General features: G+C 38.4%; 20 protein-coding genes and 1 riboswitch. Of the genes, 11 read left to right on the top strand and 9 right to left on the bottom strand.

Annotated features, from left to right (window positions below; genetic code table 11):
• Positions 1-98 precede the first annotated feature (98 nt).
• From V7077_RS12580 to V7077_RS12570, 3 genes are all read left to right on the top strand, one after another.
• Positions 99-3,137: an efflux RND transporter permease subunit gene (locus V7077_RS12580; RefSeq protein ID WP_335501984.1), complete on the top strand. Its 3,039-nt coding sequence runs from the start codon at positions 99-101 to the stop codon at positions 3,135-3,137.
• Between the two features lie 194 nt (positions 3,138-3,331).
• On the top strand, positions 3,332-4,543 hold the full coding sequence (locus V7077_RS12575) for a threonine synthase (protein WP_335501981.1): 1,212 nt from the start codon (positions 3,332-3,334) through the stop codon (positions 4,541-4,543).
• 120 nt (positions 4,544-4,663) lie between these two features.
• A complete protein-coding gene (locus V7077_RS12570; RefSeq protein WP_335501979.1) occupies positions 4,664-5,188 on the top strand; it encodes a hypothetical protein in 525 nt (174 codons plus the stop codon).
• A 76-nt stretch (positions 5,189-5,264) separates the two neighbouring features.
• On the opposite strand, the gene V7077_RS12565 is transcribed toward V7077_RS12570, so the two are convergent.
• Together V7077_RS12565 and V7077_RS12560 are read right to left on the bottom strand one after the other, a co-directional pair.
• Positions 5,265-5,960, bottom strand: a complete 696-nt coding sequence (locus tag V7077_RS12565) for a YjjG family noncanonical pyrimidine nucleotidase (RefSeq protein WP_335501976.1) — start codon at positions 5,958-5,960, stop codon at positions 5,265-5,267.
• A gap of 108 nt (positions 5,961-6,068) precedes the next feature.
• Positions 6,069-6,695: a cell wall hydrolase gene (locus V7077_RS12560; RefSeq protein ID WP_335501974.1), complete on the bottom strand. Its 627-nt coding sequence runs from the start codon at positions 6,693-6,695 to the stop codon at positions 6,069-6,071.
• Between the two features lie 219 nt (positions 6,696-6,914).
• Between V7077_RS12560 and V7077_RS12555 the strand changes: the two genes are divergently transcribed.
• Both V7077_RS12555 and V7077_RS12550 read left to right on the top strand, forming a co-directional pair.
• Complete coding sequence (locus tag V7077_RS12555; protein WP_420489642.1) at positions 6,915-7,796, top strand: mechanosensitive ion channel family protein; 882 nt, start codon at positions 6,915-6,917, stop codon at positions 7,794-7,796.
• 94 nt (positions 7,797-7,890) lie between these two features.
• A complete protein-coding gene (locus V7077_RS12550) occupies positions 7,891-8,538 on the top strand; it encodes a glycosyltransferase (RefSeq protein ID WP_335501972.1) in 648 nt (215 codons plus the stop codon).
• Between the two features lie 112 nt (positions 8,539-8,650).
• Here the strand turns inward: V7077_RS12550 and V7077_RS12545 are convergent, their stop codons facing one another.
• Complete coding sequence (locus tag V7077_RS12545) at positions 8,651-8,938, bottom strand: hypothetical protein (protein ID WP_335501971.1); 288 nt, start codon at positions 8,936-8,938, stop codon at positions 8,651-8,653.
• Between the two features lie 151 nt (positions 8,939-9,089).
• Here V7077_RS12545 and V7077_RS12540 point away from each other — a divergent pair, with 151 nt between their 5' ends.
• On the top strand, positions 9,090-10,139 hold the full coding sequence (locus V7077_RS12540) for an LLM class flavin-dependent oxidoreductase (protein WP_335501969.1): 1,050 nt from the start codon (positions 9,090-9,092) through the stop codon (positions 10,137-10,139).
• Positions 10,140-10,209: 70 nt separating this feature from the next.
• Here V7077_RS12540 and V7077_RS12535 read toward each other — a convergent pair whose 3' ends face one another.
• Positions 10,210-10,989 carry a Cof-type HAD-IIB family hydrolase gene (locus tag V7077_RS12535; RefSeq protein WP_335501966.1) on the bottom strand — a complete coding sequence of 260 codons (780 nt, stop codon included), beginning with the start codon at positions 10,987-10,989 and terminating at the stop codon, positions 10,210-10,212.
• Positions 10,990-11,107: 118 nt separating this feature from the next.
• Entirely contained in the window at positions 11,108-11,428 is a 321-nt protein-coding gene (locus V7077_RS12530) for a hypothetical protein (protein WP_335501964.1), read from the bottom strand.
• Between the two features lie 323 nt (positions 11,429-11,751).
• Here V7077_RS12530 and V7077_RS12525 point away from each other — a divergent pair, with 323 nt between their 5' ends.
• The gene (locus V7077_RS12525) at positions 11,752-12,543 is read left to right on the top strand and encodes a GNAT family N-acetyltransferase (protein ID WP_335501961.1); all 792 of its coding nucleotides are present in this window, start codon (positions 11,752-11,754) and stop codon (positions 12,541-12,543) included.
• A 127-nt stretch (positions 12,544-12,670) separates the two neighbouring features.
• Here the strand turns inward: V7077_RS12525 and V7077_RS12520 are convergent, their stop codons facing one another.
• Positions 12,671-13,738 carry a sulfite oxidase gene (locus tag V7077_RS12520; protein WP_335501959.1) on the bottom strand — a complete coding sequence of 356 codons (1,068 nt, stop codon included), beginning with the start codon at positions 13,736-13,738 and terminating at the stop codon, positions 12,671-12,673.
• Positions 13,739-13,966: 228 nt separating this feature from the next.
• Entirely contained in the window at positions 13,967-14,167 is a 201-nt protein-coding gene (locus V7077_RS12515) for a hypothetical protein (protein WP_335501957.1), read from the bottom strand.
• Positions 14,168-14,475: 308 nt separating this feature from the next.
• Here V7077_RS12515 and V7077_RS12510 point away from each other — a divergent pair, with 308 nt between their 5' ends.
• From V7077_RS12510 to V7077_RS12500, 3 genes are read left to right on the top strand one after another with little or no spacing between them, the layout of a single operon-like run.
• Positions 14,476-14,781: a BC1872 family protein gene (locus V7077_RS12510; RefSeq protein ID WP_335501955.1), complete on the top strand. Its 306-nt coding sequence runs from the start codon at positions 14,476-14,478 to the stop codon at positions 14,779-14,781.
• Positions 14,782-14,797: 16 nt separating this feature from the next.
• Positions 14,798-15,526: a gamma-glutamyl-gamma-aminobutyrate hydrolase family protein gene (locus tag V7077_RS12505; protein ID WP_335501952.1), complete on the top strand. Its 729-nt coding sequence runs from the start codon at positions 14,798-14,800 to the stop codon at positions 15,524-15,526.
• Positions 15,527-15,549: 23 nt separating this feature from the next.
• Positions 15,550-16,665 carry a cysteine desulfurase family protein gene (locus V7077_RS12500; protein ID WP_335501949.1) on the top strand — a complete coding sequence of 372 codons (1,116 nt, stop codon included), beginning with the start codon at positions 15,550-15,552 and terminating at the stop codon, positions 16,663-16,665.
• A gap of 39 nt (positions 16,666-16,704) precedes the next feature.
• Here V7077_RS12500 and V7077_RS12495 read toward each other — a convergent pair whose 3' ends face one another.
• The gene (locus tag V7077_RS12495) at positions 16,705-16,923 is read right to left on the bottom strand and encodes a hypothetical protein (RefSeq protein ID WP_335501947.1); all 219 of its coding nucleotides are present in this window, start codon (positions 16,921-16,923) and stop codon (positions 16,705-16,707) included.
• A 108-nt stretch (positions 16,924-17,031) separates the two neighbouring features.
• On the opposite strand from V7077_RS12495, the gene V7077_RS12490 reads away from it, so the two are divergent.
• Positions 17,032-17,202 (top strand): hypothetical protein, encoded by a 171-nt coding sequence (locus V7077_RS12490; protein WP_335501945.1) that lies wholly within the window; start codon positions 17,032-17,034, stop codon positions 17,200-17,202.
• Between the two features lie 37 nt (positions 17,203-17,239).
• Here V7077_RS12490 and V7077_RS12485 read toward each other — a convergent pair whose 3' ends face one another.
• Complete coding sequence (locus V7077_RS12485; protein WP_335501943.1) at positions 17,240-17,785, bottom strand: GNAT family N-acetyltransferase; 546 nt, start codon at positions 17,783-17,785, stop codon at positions 17,240-17,242.
• Positions 17,786-17,913: 128 nt separating this feature from the next.
• Positions 17,914-18,102, top strand: a riboswitch (cobalamin riboswitch).
• The last annotated feature ends 34 nt before the right edge of the window (positions 18,103-18,136 follow it).

The raw sequence follows: 18,136 nt of genomic DNA, 5'->3' as shown, positions 1-18,136 counted from the left end.
CTTTTATACTAATAGTTAATATCTATTCTTCCTATGGCCGTGATTCATACTTACATACGATCAACATCATCAATATATTTATAAGGGGGAAATTGAAAATGACTTGGTTTACAAAGTGGTCTTTTCGTAACAAGGCTGCAGTATCACTAATGACTGTTCTGATCCTAATTATGGGGGTTGTCAGTTACTTTACTTTACCAATGGAATTTTTGCCTACGGCTGATAATCCTCAGGTAACAGTAGTAGTTCTTGGCCAGGGAACAGATGTTGCGACAATGACAGATACAGTAACCGCTCCGATTGAACATTCAGTTGCAGCCGTAAAAGGAAAAAGTGAGATTTATTCCACAACTGGTGATGGATTCAGTAAGATAGACCTTATGTTTGAGGCAGGGACAGATATGAAGCAGGCTGCTGCGGATGTCCAAAAAGCCATTGATACAGTCAAGCTTCCGGAGGGTACAAATAAACCGATAGTTGTCCAATTAAATACAGATATGATCCCAATTGCTGACATTGCAGTTACATTCGCGGACGGCATTACAAAAGAAAATAGTAAACTAGCAGATGATAAAATTTTTCCTGCACTAAAGCAAATTAAAGGTGTTGGAAGTGTAGCCATGTACGGAAGAGGAGTAAATGAGGTTTCCGTTGAATTAGATCAAGCAAAACTTTCGCAATATAAATTACCAGCTCAAGTTGTTGTAGCAGCGTTACAGGGTCAAAATCTGGCAGCTGCAGTCGGTCAAAAAACAATTGATGGAAAAACAAGTAACATTAAGGTAGTTGGAACACTTGATAGTCTTGAAGACTTAAAGAATGTACCTGTTATTCAAGGAGTAAAGCTGGGGGATATTGCCCATGTTCAAAAAGCCAGTCAAGAAGATCATATTACTCGCGTGAATGGTGAAGATGCCCTGCTTGCTGTCATCACAAAGGATAGTAATTCAAGTGCAGTCTCCATTATCAAAGAGGTTAGAAAAGAAGCAAAAGCGCTCACGAAAAAATACAAGAATGCTAATGTTCGTGTTTTCTATTCAACTGCCGATATGGTCGTCAACTCAGTCACAAGCATGATAAAAGAGGTACTATTAGGGGCTTTATTTGCAACCATTGTTATTATGTTCTTCTTGCGAAACATTCGATCAACCTTTATTACCATTGTTTCAATCCCATTATCGTTGTGCTTAACGCTCTTTTTACTAGGGCGGTCAGGTATCACCCTAAATATCCTAACAATAGGGGGAGTCGCGGTTGCTGTCGGGCGTTTAGTTGATGATAGTATCGTCGTAATTGAAAATATTTTCCGCAAAATGCAGGACGAGAAATTTTCAATTGAACTTGTAGTCGCAGCTACAAAGGAAGTGGCTTCTGCCATTACATCATCCACACTCACCACCGTGGCTGTATTCCTTCCACTTGGCCTAGTGGGGGCAGGGTTAAAAGATTTCTTACTGCCGTTTGCGTTAACAGTAACCTATTCATTATTATCTTCGTTATTTGTCGCTTTAACCGTTGTTCCACTGATGAGTGCAGGGCTCTTGAAAAAAGCCAAACTCCCAAAACATCGACCATCTAAACGGTATGTTTCAATGCTGCGCTGGTCATTAAATCATAAGTGGGTCATTTTACTTTCATCAGCCTTACTGTTTTTTGGTTCCATCGGTGCCTATTTTGTGATGCCGAAGGGGGCTGTTGATAGTTCGGATGCAGAACTTGTCACGGTTTCATTAGATTACCCGAATGAAACCCCGATAAAAATAGTCCATGATAACACTTTAAAATTAGAAAAATATTTATTAGAGCAAGATGGAGCTAAAGCCATTTATACACAATTGGGTAATAGTCCTGATGCGGCTCAATATGGGGAAGTTGGATCTCCGACATCTGCAGCGTTTACCATTGTGATGAAAAAGGATGCCAATGCAGAACGTTTTATCGATCAAGTGAATAAGCAAAAAGAAAATTATCCAGGTGCCGAATTAATTTCAGGCGCTGGTTCATTAACAGGCGGAAGTTCCACATCGATTACTATTGATGTAGTAGGCGAAAAAATGGCGGATATTGAAGCTGGTGCTGTGAAGATTAAAAATGTGCTTAAGAATATTAAAGGGGTAGAAAAAGTAGAAACAAACCAAGAAGAGAAGAAGCCAGTTTATACCTTTTCAGTTAACCCAGAAGCTGCAAAGCCAAGTGAAGTGATCCAACAACTTGGCATGATGTTAAATCGTATGCCAATTGGAAGCGTTAATTTAGATGGAGATCATACACCTGTATATTTAGAAGCCATTTTGAATCCGTCCGATAAAAAGGATTTGGAAGGAATTATGGTTACAAATCAGCAAAAATTAGTTCCAATAACCTCTGTTGCCAAACTTAAAGTAGAAAATAAGGCAACCCAGATTCTCCATAAGGGAGGAGAGACCTATCTCCGAGTTACAGCTACCGTTGACCCGAAACAGCTTTCCGTCGTTTCGGGGAATATCAATACGAAGATTAATGGCACTAAACCTGGAACCGGTTTAAAATTGCCTGATGATGTGAAGGTATATGTCGGGGGTGCGGCTGTCAATCAGGCCAATGACTTTACGGATCTATTTTTAACAATGGCGCTATCAATTGGAATTGTTTATTTAATCATGGTCATTACATTCAAAACCTTGCGTGCCCCACTAGCGATTCTATTCTCGCTTCCATTAGCTGCAATTGGGGCAATCATCGGACTGTTAGTAAGCCGAATTCCTGTTGATATTACGGCCCTTCTCGGCGCATTAATGTTAATTGGAATTGTTGTGACCAATGCAATTGTATTAATTGATCGTGTTAAGCAGAATGAAACGAAGATGATTATGCGTGAAGCCATTTTAGATGCGGCAAGTACACGGATCCGACCAATTTTAATGACGGCTATTGCGACAATCTGTGCCATGCTGCCACTATTATTTAAAAAAGCAGAAATGGGAAGTCTTGTTTCTCAGAGTCTCGCTATCGTAGTAATCGGAGGTCTCGCTATTTCAACCTTGTTAACATTAGTGGTAGTGCCGGTTATCTATGAATTATTCCATTTTAAAAAGTCCAAAAAACAATGGATTACACAAAACCAACCTCAGTTAGGGGAAGAGCCATTTTCCGGATGAAAATAATAGGAGGAGAAAGGGAGTTTAGTAAGCTCCCTTTTTTTCGTTTAATCTATACCATAATACTTATTTATATAGTCGGAATTATCGGATATAATGGGTTTGTGCAGACTACAAACTTTATATTTCGTTTTTCGAAAGAAAATGAAATCATTATTTAGTTTACATAAATACATTATTGGAGGGTTTAAGCCATGAAGTATACCTATGTTTCTCATCTTGAGTGCCCAAAATGTCATGAGATTTATTCCGTAGATGAAGTAAATCAATTATGTCGTTGTGGAGCACCACTCTTAGTTAAATACGATTTAAGTGGAGCAAAATCTGTCTTTAAAAAAGAAGATTTAAACGCTCGGAAAAATAGTTTATGGAGATATCATGAACTGCTTCCAATTAAAAGTGAGGAAAATATTGTCTCGTTAGATGAGGGAATGACTCCTTTAACACAACTAAAGAAACTAGGCGAAAAATACGCTCTAACCAATTTATATATCAAGGATGAGGGGATCATTCCAACGGGTTCCTTTAAAACTCGCGGCGCAAGTGTTGGAATCTCAAAAGCAAAAGAACTAGGTGTGGAACAGCTGGCAATGCCGACCAATGGTAACGCCGGGGCTGCATGGGCATTATATGCTGCAAAAGCAGGGATCAAAGCGACGATAGTTATGCCACAGGATGCACCGAATATCACTAGAAAAGAGGTTGCCGTCTCCGGGGCCAATCTATATTTAGTAAATGGATTAATCAGTGATGCAGGTAAAATTGTCGCCAAGTTAATTGCTGAACAGGGTATTTATGATGCATCAACATTAAAAGAGCCATATCGAATTGAAGGTAAAAAGACAATGGGCTATGAAATTTTAGAACAATTCAATTGGCAGGTTCCGGATGTCATTTTATATCCGACTGGCGGAGGGGTGGGCATAATTGGCATTTATAAAGCCCTATTGGAATTAAAAGAAATGGGCTGGATTACGGCTGACAAGTTTCCTAGATTGGTAGCGGTCCAAGCGGAGGGATGTGCTCCAATTGTAAAGGCATGGCAAGAAGGGAAGAAGGAATCGGTATTTTGGGAAAACTCAAAGACTAATGCCTTTGGCATCAATGTACCTAAAGCACTTGGCGATTTTCTCGTCTTAGAAGCCATTTACGAAACCAATGGCTGTGCGATCGCTATTTCGGAAAATGAGCTTTCGGAAGCACAAAAGCAAGTGGCAGAACTTGAAGGAAACTTCATTTGTCCTGAAGGTGCGGCGACGTTTGCAGCAGCACGTATTTTACGGGAACAAAATTGGATTAAGGAAGATGAAACGGTGGTTTGTTTAAACACGGGACAAGGCATTAAATACCCGGAATGTGTTGAAACCAATAATGTTACCTTATTGCAGCCTGAAGATACTATCTAAGCATTAGAAACTAATGAAAACCAAAATTTTTTGGCCACTTTGTTCTAAATGAATTAGGTAATAAAGACAGTGACACCTCAGTTCCAGAGAAACATAGGATAATAGCGGAGGTGTCACGAAATGAAGAGATGGTTAAAAGTAGTCATTTTAACATATCTTTCGCTGCTATTTTTCGGAAGTTTTATTGCGGTAGGCATGTTGGGGACCGGTACACTGGAAAAATCTTTGCCATTCATTTCGGAAATTAAAATCTTTTTGTATTATTTTTTTGCTGGAGCCATTGGGGGTTCCCTAAGACATCTTTATATGTTCTGCACTCACTATATGGACGATGAATTACATGATTATCGCAAATGGATTATGTACATTTTTTATCCAATTTTTGCAACCGGCACGGCAGTCGTAGCGGTTACCATTATTCAAAGTGGGATTTTATTAATCCAATTTACGGATTATCAAGATACTCCTTATGCACCAATAAGCATAGCTTTCTTTGTTGGGTTTGGTTTTAACCGCTTTGTTAAAAAGCTTAACACAGTTTCAAAAGATATTTTTCAGACAAATCGAAAGAGAAGTACCGGGGATGAGGAAAAAATCGATGAACCTGATGAAACCTTGTACGAACAATCGGAAAGCCCAAAATAACCTGCCAACAACAGTTCTCAATAAACAAAAAAGCCGCCAAGTGAAATTACATGGCGGCTATTCAAATTGGTCAGCATTAATGATTCAGATTTAGGATGAGATATAGCTCATGAAGATTCCGGATTTCATAGGTAGGTATGATTTCTGTATTGTTTGGTTTACCCATTGGGTTAAACCAACAAGTATCAAGGCCAGCAAGCTGTCCCCCTTTAATATCAGAGCTTAAGGAGTCCCCGACGATTAAAGCTTGTTCCGGAGAAACATTTGGAATTCGAGCAAAGACATAATCAAAAAATTCCTTCATCGGTTTTTGAAATCCAGTATCTTCTGAGACAAAGATTCCCTTAAAAAGCGGGTGAAGGCCTGCATCACGCAATCGTTTATCCTGTGTTTTGGAAACACCATTTGTGACAATGTATAAATCAAAATGGTTTCGTAACTCGGAAATGAGTTCAAATGCACCACTGATTAATTGATGACCTTCTTCTAAATACCCCCGGTAGTTCTTTTCTAATAAAATACCATCAACGATTTGACCGTATTCCATAAATAAAAGGGAAAAACGGGTATTTACTACTTCATCACGAGCTATTTTTCCTTCTTCAAATGATTTCCATAGACCTTGATTTAATTTTTTATAGTTTGCCTCTATTTCTGTTGTTAGTGGGATATTTTGGCTCTCAAACAAGAGTTTTAAGGCTAACGCTTCAGCAGCAGCAAAATCTAATAGTGTATCATCAACATCAAACAATATCGTTTTATATGGTTTCAAGCTAATTCCCCTTTGTGTCAATAAGATTCATTGATTTTTATTTTATCGTATAAAAGCGCTAGGTGCCATCCATTTAATTGGAAGGCATCTGGCGCTTGGATCATCAAGTTATTGTTTAAATACATGGTGGCCAATAACAAGGGTTGTTGTTTTGGAATCAAGCCAGCGATTGGTGGCAGTGGACGGATTATAGAAGAATAACGAGCCTGCGGCTGTATTACGTTTTTCATCTAAGGCCTCCTGTACAGCTTTGATGGAGTCTCCATCAGCCGGCTCATTAATGGCCCCATTGCGGACAGGTTGGAATTGCCCTTTTTGATAGATAACCTCTTTAATGGAGTTAGGGAACGCTGGACTGGCAACTCTATTTAGGACCACACAGGCGACAGCGACTTTTCCTTGGTATGGTTCACTTTCGGCCTCCGCTCGGACCAATCTTGCCAGCAAATCGAGTTCATTTTCAGAATAACCTGCTATTATTTCAGGTTTTGAAGCGGTATGTACAGCTTGTCCAATTGCATTAACTTCCTGCAATTCTGTATGGATCGTTTGCCCAATATAAATTAGATCAAGATTTTGTATTTGCGGATTTAGTCTTGCTAATTCTTGTAATGAAAGATTGTGACTTCTAGCAATTGCTGACATCGTGTCCCCGCTATTTACGGTATAAGCAAATGCAGGTGAGGTAAATAGTAGGGATAACATAACGGATATGACAGTCATTAATTTTTTCATTGAATTTTCCTCCAATCGAACTCTCTTATTTTTATGTCTATTTCTATGAATGGAATCGCTAGATTAGTATTACAGAGTTTTACAATTACATTACATAAATAAAAGAGTAGTTAGTATTGGAAGAATCGTTTGCTAGAAATTGAAGGTGTTTGAAAAATAATCTGGAAAATATAGGTCATGCTAAGAAATGATTTTACTTTATAAAAAGGAAGTGAATCGATGGAACTTTTAGCCTATACAGAGACATTCCTAAAATATATAAAAGATTATTTAATCTTAAGAGTTGTGTTTATGGTTCTTATCCTCTCGGTTACTTCTTTTGTGATTAACCGGAGTGTCGATTGGTTTTTTCGTAAATCACAATTATTAGAGGATGAAGTCGAGCAGACCATTCAAGGGGTTATCCGATCTGCCTTAAAATACACTTCTGTAACCATTGTGATTGTTTATCTCATCGGCCAATTTATGAACCTAAAGGGCTTATTAGCGGGTGCCGGAATTGTTGGTGTGATTGTCGGTCTTGCGGCTCAAGAGGTTTTAAAAGATATATTATTGGGATTGGTTCGGCTGTCCGATCGAGAGTTTCGAGTCGGGAACTATGTCACCTTTAATGGTAATAACTCTGGAACAATCGAGGAGATTGGCATCCGTTTTATGCAAATACGTGAATGGTCTGGCAAACTTTTAACCATTCCACATGGGGAAGTAAGGACGATTCAAAATTTTAATAAAGGGAAAATGCGTGTAATCGAACGGATGACGGTCAGTTACCAGGAAGATCCTCAAGAAATGAAACTGTTGATGGAACAAGTTTGTAGTATCTGTAATGAGAAATACTCCCAATGCCTAATAAAAACGGAGGACGGCAGGCCAGAACAGGAATTTCAGTTTATCGGCATAACTGATCTTAACCCAAATCATAAATATGTTGGTTACGAGCTTTGTATGGTGGGACTGGTTTGGCCTGATGATTATTTTGAAGTATCTAGGCTGGTAAGGTTTGAATTATTAAGGGTATTTCATGAACACCAGATTAATATGCCTGGGATGGTTTTATATAATGAATCCTTAGTAGGTCCAACTCTTCCCGAAAAAATCTGAATTTTGATTCGGGACTCTGGAATTGGTTGCATAAGGAAGGAAAATGTCCCAATACTAGAACTAATATAAAAACAAACGAAAAGGAGAAGCATCAATGAAAAAACAACTAGTCGCATGTTTGGTTGTCTTCATAATTGCTTTCACAACCTCTCATTCACTCGCAGGAGCAGAAGGGAGACCAGCACCTCAACGGGTTTGTATTAATCAATCAGTGATTCAATTAAAGTATCCAATGCAAAAGCTTTGGATCGAATACGCCTGGTGGACAAGAAGCTTTATTGTTAGCAGCTTGGCTGGACTTAAAGATCAAAATGATGTACTAACAAGGTTATTACAAAATCAAGTGGATCTTGGAAATATCATTAAACCCTATTACGGAGAACAAGCTGGGAACAAGCTAACCAGTTTGCTTAAGGAACATATTCTGATTGCCGGGAAAATTATTGAGGCAGCAAAAGCCGGTGATCAAGCGAAGGTTAACCAATTTAATAAAGATTGGTTCCGGAATGCCGATACAATTGTTACATTCCTTTCGAGTGCTAACCCGCATTGGAATAAACAAGTTCTCACGGAGATGTTCTATACTTATTTAAAACTTACAACAACTGAAGTAGAAGATCGGTTAAAAGGGGATTGGCTTGCCGATATTAAAACGGCAGATATAAATGAAACCCATCTTATTCATATGGGTGACTTTTTAACAGATGGAATTGTAAAACAGTTTCCTAATAGATTTAGGTAAGAAAAGTGGAAGCCCCTAGCTGGAGCTGGACATTTCTCAAAGTAAACTTTAATACTTGGTATAATTGAAAGGAAATCAATCGTAAATCCTTACGAAAGATTTCCTTTTCCTTTTAATTCTTATGACTTTTTTTATTTCGAAAAGAGGTTAAGTTGGTTTTTAATGAAGCATAAGAGCCAATCGCTGCATATCCATAAAACCATCCCATAAAGACCCCTGAAATAAAGCTGTGTTTGTGGCTAATAAAAATAGAGATACCAAGTCCGAACAAAAGGGCTATCGTAGGAACAAACCATTTTGGAATTTTAAAATAAACTTTAATAAATTGGGTGAAGACCATAATAATTGGGATTGCAAAGACGGCGTCCCAAAAATTCATTTCGATGGTTGGGAAATCCAAAAAATAACACACCTTTTTTCCTGTATTATGTGTAAACTTCGCAAAATTATTTTGTCCGAGTTAGGTTTAGTCAATGGAATTGAACAAACTATGATAAAATGAGTCTGTCTTAATTACTTACATAAACAGAGTAGGAATAGGAGGAATATAGGTGGAAATCGGGATTAGTACATTTGTAGAAACCACCCCTGACATACAGACCGGAAAAGTGATAAGTCATGCAGAGCGGCTGCGGGAAGTCGTGGAGGAAATTGTCCTTGCTGATCAGGTAGGATTGGACGTATTTGGAGTGGGGGAGCACCATCGTAAAGACTATGCGGCGTCTTCTCCCACACTTGTCCTTGCTGCAGCTGCATCGAAAACAAAACGGATAAGGCTGACGAGTGCGGTAACAGTCCTTTCATCAGATGATCCAGTCCGAGTTTTTGAAGATTTTGCCACTTTAGATGGCCTTTCAAACGGGCGGGCAGAGATTATGGTAGGCCGAGGTTCGTTTATTGAATCGTTCCCGTTGTTTGGGTATGATCTCCAAGACTATGATGAATTGTTCGAGGAGAAATTGGATCTATTATTAAAATTACGGGAGTCCGAGAAAGTCACTTGGAGTGGAAAGCATCGTCCGTCGATTCAAAATTTAGGGGTGTATCCTCGTCCAGTGCAGGATCCATTACCTGTGTGGATTGGCAGCGGGGGAACGCCTGATTCCGTTATTCGTGCGGGACTTTTAGGATTACCGCTTGTTCTAGCGATTATCGGCGGTCGTCCTGTCCAGTTTGCACCACTAGTTAAACTTTATAAAAGAGCAGCGGAACAGGCAGGGCATGATGGGTCAATGTTAACCGTAGCATCGCATTCACATGGTTTTATTGCCGATGATACCGAAACGGCTGCTGATAAATTTTTCCCTTCTACTCAGCAAGCGATGAACGTACTCGGACGAGAACGCGGCTGGGGATATTACGACCGGTCGAGTTTTGATGCCGCACGCAGCTTCGAAGGTGCGCTTTATGTGGGAGACCCTGATACAGTGGCACAAAAAATCATTCATCTTCGTAAAAATGTGGGAGTGACAAGGTTCATGCTCCATGTGCCAGTTGGAAGCATGCCTCATGAAGATGTCTTGAGAGCAATAGAGTTGCTGGGTAAAGAAGTTGCACCGCGAGTCCGTGAAGAAGTGGTTAAATGGGAAGCGGAACAATAATGCTTAAGATGTAGAAATGAAAAGCTTGTAAAATAGATCCTGACCGGACAATTTTACAAGCTTTTTTTAGTTAAATTAAACCTAGTTTTTCCAACCCATGGACAACTCCATCCTCTTCTGCAGACAGTGTCACCATATTGGCTGCTTGCTTTAATTCGTCAGATGAAGCCCCCATGGCTACACCCATGCCAACTAGAGAAAGCATTTCGATATCATTTAAGCCATCCCCGAAGGCCACAGCTTCGTCTGGTGCAATTCCCAGCTTCTCCAATAACTTTATGATACCGACAGCCTTATTGGAGTTCGTTAGATTGACATCGCAGGTTCTTGCCCCTGAACTCCATCTTCGAAAATCCAATTCAGGAATATTTGCTTTATAATGAACCTCCTCCTCTAAGTTACAATGGAGAAATAATTGGAAAATATCCTGATCCATCCAATATTGTGGGGGGGCCAGTTCAGGCTTCCATGGATCATGACTGTAGGCTTCAACCACATAAGGATGACTTAGGTCTGTCGCTTTAAAGCTAGAACTGCTTAAGAACGTAAGCGGATGCTGAAAATCACCTGATAACAGTTGAACCTTTTTTAAGATATTTTTATCGATTGGATTTTGAAAAATTTCTATACCTTCATGAAAAACATACGAACCATTAAAGAAGACCATTGAATTTATCCCAGTATCCTCGATAACAGAGGTTGAGAAATATGGAGCCCTTCCTGTAGCAATGACGACTTCCGTCTTTCGATCCTTTAACCGTTGAATTGCATTCTTGGTTGCAGGACTAATGTTTTTTCCATGAGGGACTATAGTACCGTCTATATCTAAGATGACTACCTTATAATTCATCCTACACACTCCTATGATGCTGTTCTCATTTATATTAACGAATCGATGATAATTCAGTATATCACTTCTTTTTAAAATTAGAAAAGGTTGATAGATAAACTATCAACCCAATGGGTAATTATAAAAACATCGTTCCAGAAACCATTATACTGAACAATGAGCCCAAGATTAAACCGACTGAGGCAAACATCATGAGGACAGCCCCGTGGGTTTTACTCCGATCATGAAAAGTAAAGAAACCCATCAAAAACGCGGCTGCTCCAAACAAAATGGGAATAAAAATAAGTGAAAGAACAAAGAATGTCCAACCTAATATAGGATAGAGGATTCCTTGTTTTTTGTTTGATTCAGCTTCTTCATGTTTTAACGTTAATCTTCCACAATCCTGACAAATATGCGTGTTAACAGCCTCAAGAGATCCACCTTGCGAATTATACATACCAGCAACTCCATTCATTATTAAATTTTATCGATCCATTAGAAAATTAGGATGGCATCTTGTGGTGAAAGTGATAGATAAAGGCCAAAATAATTTTTAATTAATAATTCAAAATATACTGAAAATTTACTATAAGAATACCATAATTTAGAAAAAAATCAAGTGATATGTAGCTGAAAAGGAATTTAACCGATAGTTTAGCAGCATCTAACTGTATTGGATATCTTGTTTTTTAAAATTCAACTTAAGTACATCCATCTCAAAATTGGTTTTTAATGTTAAAATTAAGAGGACTATGAATGAAGAAATAGGGGGGGAGAACGTTGTTAAGAAGACTAACTCAACTTGATCATGAGGCATGCCTAAGGTTGTTAAGAACTAAACCAGCAGAAAACTTATTTATAATTGGTGACATTGAGGTATATGGGTATGATCAAAATTTTCAAAAGCTCTGGGGCGAGTTTAACGAGAGAGATGAACTAATTGCGGTCTTATTAAAATTTGAAGAAAACTATATTCCATTTGCGAAAGAATCATTTAATGCTAGCGGTTTTGCTGAGATTATGTCTAATGACCCTTCATTTAAGATGATGTCTGGACTTAAGAAGATTACTGAGCAGATTGAGTCTTATTTGAATCAACCATACAAAAAGAAGAGACAACTTTACTATGCAAAGTGTACTAAGTTAAATAATAATCAGAACAGCGAGGATTTATCGACTGTCCAACAAGCACATCCTAACGATGCTGAAGCACTTGTTGAATTGTTAAATTCCGTTCCTGAATTTAGTGGATCCACTATGACTTTAGAAAGGAAACATCGGGAATTGGAAGATGGAAGTTCGCGGTCATTTTTTATTATGGAAGATGGCAAAATGGTATCGACTGCCTCAACGGCGGCAGAAAATTCAATGTCAGCGATGGTTGTTGGTGTAGCTACATTAGAAAACTATAAGAAAAAAGGATTTGCTACTAAGTGCATGCTTAGGTTGTGTAGCGAACTTATAAATGAAGGAAAAGAATTATGTTTGTTCTACGATAATCCCGAAGCTGGAGCTATTTACAAGCGAATTGGTTTTGAAGACATAGGGTTCTGGATGATGTATACATATTGATTAGAAGTCTAAATTCTCTATTTTTTTTAATGCGACAAAAAGGCAGAGGATTCCTCTGCCTTAAACATTTTAAACTCTCTCTTTTTTATATTAGCTGTTTCAAAAAACTTTTTTGTTGTATAGGGCATTACTCCACTTTGACTTCTATCGTGTCAATGGCATTATAACCGTAGCCCTTCCTGTTCCAAAATGCTTCTGAATGTTGTACATTGCCTTCAGAATCAGTTGCTTTTGATCTTATGGTATATTCTCCTTTTTTTAGAGCCTCCCATTTAAAAGTCCAAAGAACCCAAGTGTATTTCTCTGGTATAGAAGTAAGTTGACAGATCTTCCATGTTTGGCCACCATCTAAACTAAGTTCAACCTTTGTTATCATACCTTTTCCGGTCCATGCGATTCCTTTTATTTGATAATTCCCTGTAGGCAATAATTGCCTGTTTAATGGATACTGGATGGTGGAGTTTACATGGATTGTAGTGACTGGAAACTTTCCATTATCATTTTCTTTGTTTGGATAGAATACGTAGTCAACTGTTTGAAAGGGTCCTTTATATTTTTTGTCAATCACGGTGATTTTTTTAATCCATTTTACCGAAGCCATTGCATACCATCCAGGGACAATCAATCTTAAGGGAAATCCATGCTTGAAGGGTATAGGCTGCTCATTATATTCATAGGCAATAATGGTATCTGGCTCTAAAGCTTTTTCAATGGGTAAACTTCTTGCAAAGCTAAATATATGACTGGAATCAGGCCTTTTTCCATAATCATAGCCTTCAAAAATGATTTCCCTCGCAGTGTGAAGCAAGCCTGTGGCCGCCAATAACGTCCTTAAAGAAACACCTTTCCATATACCTTGACTGAGGGCCCCTTTTTCCCATTGCTCTCCAAATACCTTAGGCTGAAATAACTCACGCTTATTCCCAGAACATTCTAATACAACTTTTATAGTTTTCGATGGCAGTGAATATAGTTCTTGTAAAGAAAATGTTTTTGGAGTGTGCACCATTCCGTCAATCGGGAGAAAATAGAAGGTTGAAGTAAAATGAGGATAGGAAAAATGGTTTCTTCGGTAAAATAATTTTCTATCAACAATCTCGTCATTTAGAAATTGGATAGGTGTTTCTTGATTTTCAGGCGTTAAGGTCCTTGTAATAAGGTAGGGGGTTACTCCGGGTTGGGTTGAATGTTTCAAGTAAATACCTCCTAATAAGTCAATCTACTACCTAATGCATATGTAATTATGGATTAATTATTCAAAACAGCTTTCCCTAATAAATTTGTCCTAGTCCAGTATATAATTGCACAATACACTACAATAGATAGACGGTGGACCCCAACAATTGAATCACAAGAGAAAGCCACTAACTTGTTTTAAGATAGTGGCTGTGTTTACGTCCTTTTGTTCTGTTTTTAGGTAAGGTTAGGAGTTCTTTTTAAGATTCATCCCAAAGGTTAAGATTTCATAACTATTTTTAAGAACAAATCCATAATTTTTGTTATGGTCAATTATGATATCCCCATCAAGATGATCGATCACCAGTGGGTCAATAAGGATGGTAATCCCATCTACATTAAAAATTTCTTCATTTTCTGACTGCTCAACCTGAGCAAGTTCATACATATAGGTTGCCCCTCAACCAGTGGTACGGATTTCGTTAATTCTAACGATTGGCGCCTCACCTAGCAAGGTTATAAGTTGTTGATTTGCGTCTTTTGTTATGTTTACTTTCATTTTATTTTCTCACCTCAACATAGATATTCCCTATCCATAAGCAAATAAAACCAATTACGGTAGTAAGTACAAGTATAGTCTATTGTGGCGAAATTGTGAAAATTTTCGATTCGACTAAAGAGTGTGCTATTTTGATAGGACGGGATCTTTGAAAATGGTAAAATAATAAAACGTAGAAAAAAAGGAGCAAAAAGGTTATGAACAAAATAGAAATTATTGCGCGCAGAATTCTAGGCTGGAAGTTAAATAGATGGGATCGCTGGTACGATTATGAAAAGGAACAGTTTATTCCTGTTTCGGAGTTTCAGCCCGAAGAAAATCTAGACCATGCAATGCTAATTGTTGAAAGGTTAAAAGAGCTGGGATTTAGCTATAAAACGAATGGAACATCGGGGGCTTGCTTTGGTGATGTTTGTGAAACGGGGGAAACTTTAGCACAGGCGATCACAAATGCAGCCTACTCGATTGCAGATAATAGCTCGATTGATGAGGGCTGGCTTTAGATTTAAGGGGGATAGTATGAAAAAACCTATTATTGGCATCACCGGTGCCTATGTTAACCATAATCATTATATGGAAGGTGTCTATGTGCACCATGATTATCATAAATCTGTTGCGAACAATGGTGGAATACCCATTATTCTGCCCTTTATTAATACAGAAATAGCACTTGAAACGCTTTCTTTATGCGACGGAATCATCTTGAGCGGAGGAGAAGATGTGGACCCGCAATTTTATGGGCAGGACCCTCATCCACAATTAGGACCAACCATACCGGAACGGGACAAAGTAGAAATCGCTATTGTTAAATATGCACTGGAGAATAACATCCCACTTTTGGCGATTTGCAGAGGGATACAAATCTTAAATGTCGCTCTAGGCGGGACCTTAATTCAGGATATCCCTTGCCAAGTTGACGAACCGATCCAACATTCGCAAATAGTAAAAAGAAGTCGTGATACTCATTGGGTGGAAATTGAGAATGATAGTAAATTATTTCAATTACTTGGCTCTGAGCAAGTAAGAGTAAATAGCCTGCATCATCAATCCATAGATAGGTTAGCCAGTGAGTTACGGGTAGTAGCACGGTCATCGGACGGAATTGTTGAGGCAGTAGAATATGTTCATCCAAGTACTTTTACAGTCGGAGTTCAATGGCATCCTGAATCTATGGCAAGTTCAAACACTGGAATGAACAACTTGTTTACCGAATTTATGAAAAGCAGCATGAAAGCCTCTGTTTTCTAAACTCAAAGTAAAGGAGAAATAAAATGGAGAAAATTTATCTGGATTATAATGCCAGTACTCCATTGGCACCTGAAGTGGTAGATGCAATGCAGCCTCTGTTATCCGATTTTTATGGAAATCCATCTGCCCTGCATTGGGCAGGAAGTCCCGTAAAAGAGGTATTACAGAATGCTAGAGAACAAGTGGCCAACTTAATTGGAAGCACAGCAGGGGAAGTCATTTTTACTAGCGGCGGCAGTGAAGCCAATAACCTGGCATTAAAAGGATATTATTTTAAAAATCGACATAAAGGCAATCATATCATTACCTCTAAAATTGAGCATCCTGCGATAATGAACCCTTGTAAGTTCCTGGAACAAGTAGGAGCAAAAGTGACTTACATAGGTGTCGATCAGTTCGGGAGAGTTATACCGGAAGAAATCGAAAAGGCAATCAAAAAAGAAACCTTAATGATTTCCATTATGCACTCTAACAATGAAACCGGGACATTGCAGCCAATCAAAGAGATTGGGAAGATCGCCGAAAAGTATGGGGTTGCTTTTCATACAGATGCTTCTCAATCAGCAGGAAAAATCTCTATTGACGTGAATGAACTAAAAGTTGATCTCCTCACGATTGCCGGACATAAATTATATGCACCAAAGGGAATCGGCGCACTATTTATTAGAAACGGAATTGAGCTTGAACCACTTATTCACGGTGCGGGGCATGAGTTTGGAATCCGTGCGGGAACGGAAAATACCTTACTGGCTGTAGGATTGGGTAAGGCCTGTGAAATCGTGAAGCACCAGGAAACAAATCAGCATATAAAGGAGCTGACCCACTATTTTTGGCGTCAACTACAGGCTGAATTTGGAGAACAAGTTGTCTTAAATGGGCATCCTGAATTAAGACTGCCCAATACCTTGAATGTCAGTTTTGTCAGAAAAGTAGGTCAAGACTTGCTTTCAGCAATCCCTAATCTTGCTGCATCAACAGGATCTGCCTGTCATGCCGGAAGTATTGAATTATCACCGGTTTTAAAGGAGATGGGTGTTTCTGAAGAAGTGGGGATGGGGGCAATTCGCTTTAGTTTAGGCAGGTACACGACAAAAGACGAAATTGATCAAATCCTTTTTTATTTTAAAAAAATTATATAACAAGTAAGGACTAACAAATGATGGTTAGTCCTTTTCACATTAATATTCTTGTTTTGAAACCATGGATTCTATATACTCGTGAAGTTTGTCTTCTTCATAATCATTCAGTTCTCTCATCGGAATCACCGTTAGACGAGTAGGATCACTCCCACGTACTTCGGCAACTAGTGCCTCATCCAGGTACACATTAAAGGCTGGTTCATTCTCGTGAGAACTATTGATTGTTTCTTTATGGAATTTTGGTTTGTTTTCCTCCATGACTATCCCACCTACTCATTAATTTCTACTCCATTACTATTACCAATTTTTAAAGAAACAATTATTTTTTCATCTGGTTTGCAATAATAAAATAGGGAGGTGATAGATGTGGATAAACAAAATAACTTTCCATCAGCCATGAATAATATGGGAGAACCTGCAGAGATGAATCCCCAAAAAAATTCACAATCAAGGGCACCCATGGTTGAAGTCAATCAATCAACAGAACCACAAGACCCGTTAGAAATTCGTGATCGTTCTTCCGTCACTGTACTCTAACAAATAAACAGGTAAAACATTTGTTTTACCTGGAGGCTTACAACATATTTTTCTTATGTTTTCGTAAAACAGTTATAAAACCGTCCAAAATATCATGACCGACCGAAAAGCCTTTTTGTTTGTAGAATTCCAAAGCATTTGTGTTGCCATTTGAGACAAAGATAAAATAATCTTCGACATCTTCAAATTGTTTTAACCAATCCATTGACATATTGAAAAGTGTAGAACCAATCCCGAATTGCCTGTATTCCTCTTTTATATAAAAATTAGATAAACATCCTACATTACTTTTACTGACAGAAGACAGATCAAAAAAAGTGGCAAAATCATTGGAATAGGCTTCTTTAGCAGAAATGTTGGAGTATACATAACCAACTGGTTTATCGCCGTCTTTTGCTAGTACCGTATAATTGTGCAGAGCACTTTTGATGGACGGAATCATCCTTGTTTCAAAACTCATGCTGTCAAACAATTCAGGTTTGTTAGTTGCCTTTGCTTTTTGGAATACCATAAGTTCATTACATAAATCTCTACAGCAATCAATATTTTCATCCAAGATCACTTCATATGTTAATTCCATCATTTTGCTCCTAGAAGAATTTGTCATAGCAACATTATAACAAAATGTTAAAGCGGCTAGGAAATTATATTTTGACAGTCCTCGTTATCCATGCTAATATGGCTATTAAATTCAAAATGTTTGTAAAAATTACATAATAAAATGCATCAGGTGCTGTGAGATCTTACACAGCTTAAAAGGGAAGACCGGTGAAAACCCGGCGCGGTCCCGCCACTGTAATGGTGAGCGACTTATCAAAAAACCACTGTTTCAATTGAAATGGGAAGGGATAAGGAGCGATGAACCTAAGCCAGGAGACCTGCCTGTTGTATGCGCTTGGACTCTACGGGTGTATAGGGGGGAGTGAGAAATACG

The sequence above is a fragment of the Neobacillus vireti genome, from assembly GCF_036962465.1.
GTDB lineage: Bacteria > Bacillota > Bacilli > Bacillales > Cytobacillaceae > Neobacillus > Neobacillus vireti_B.
This window is presented reverse-complemented; position numbering and strand designations above follow the sequence as displayed.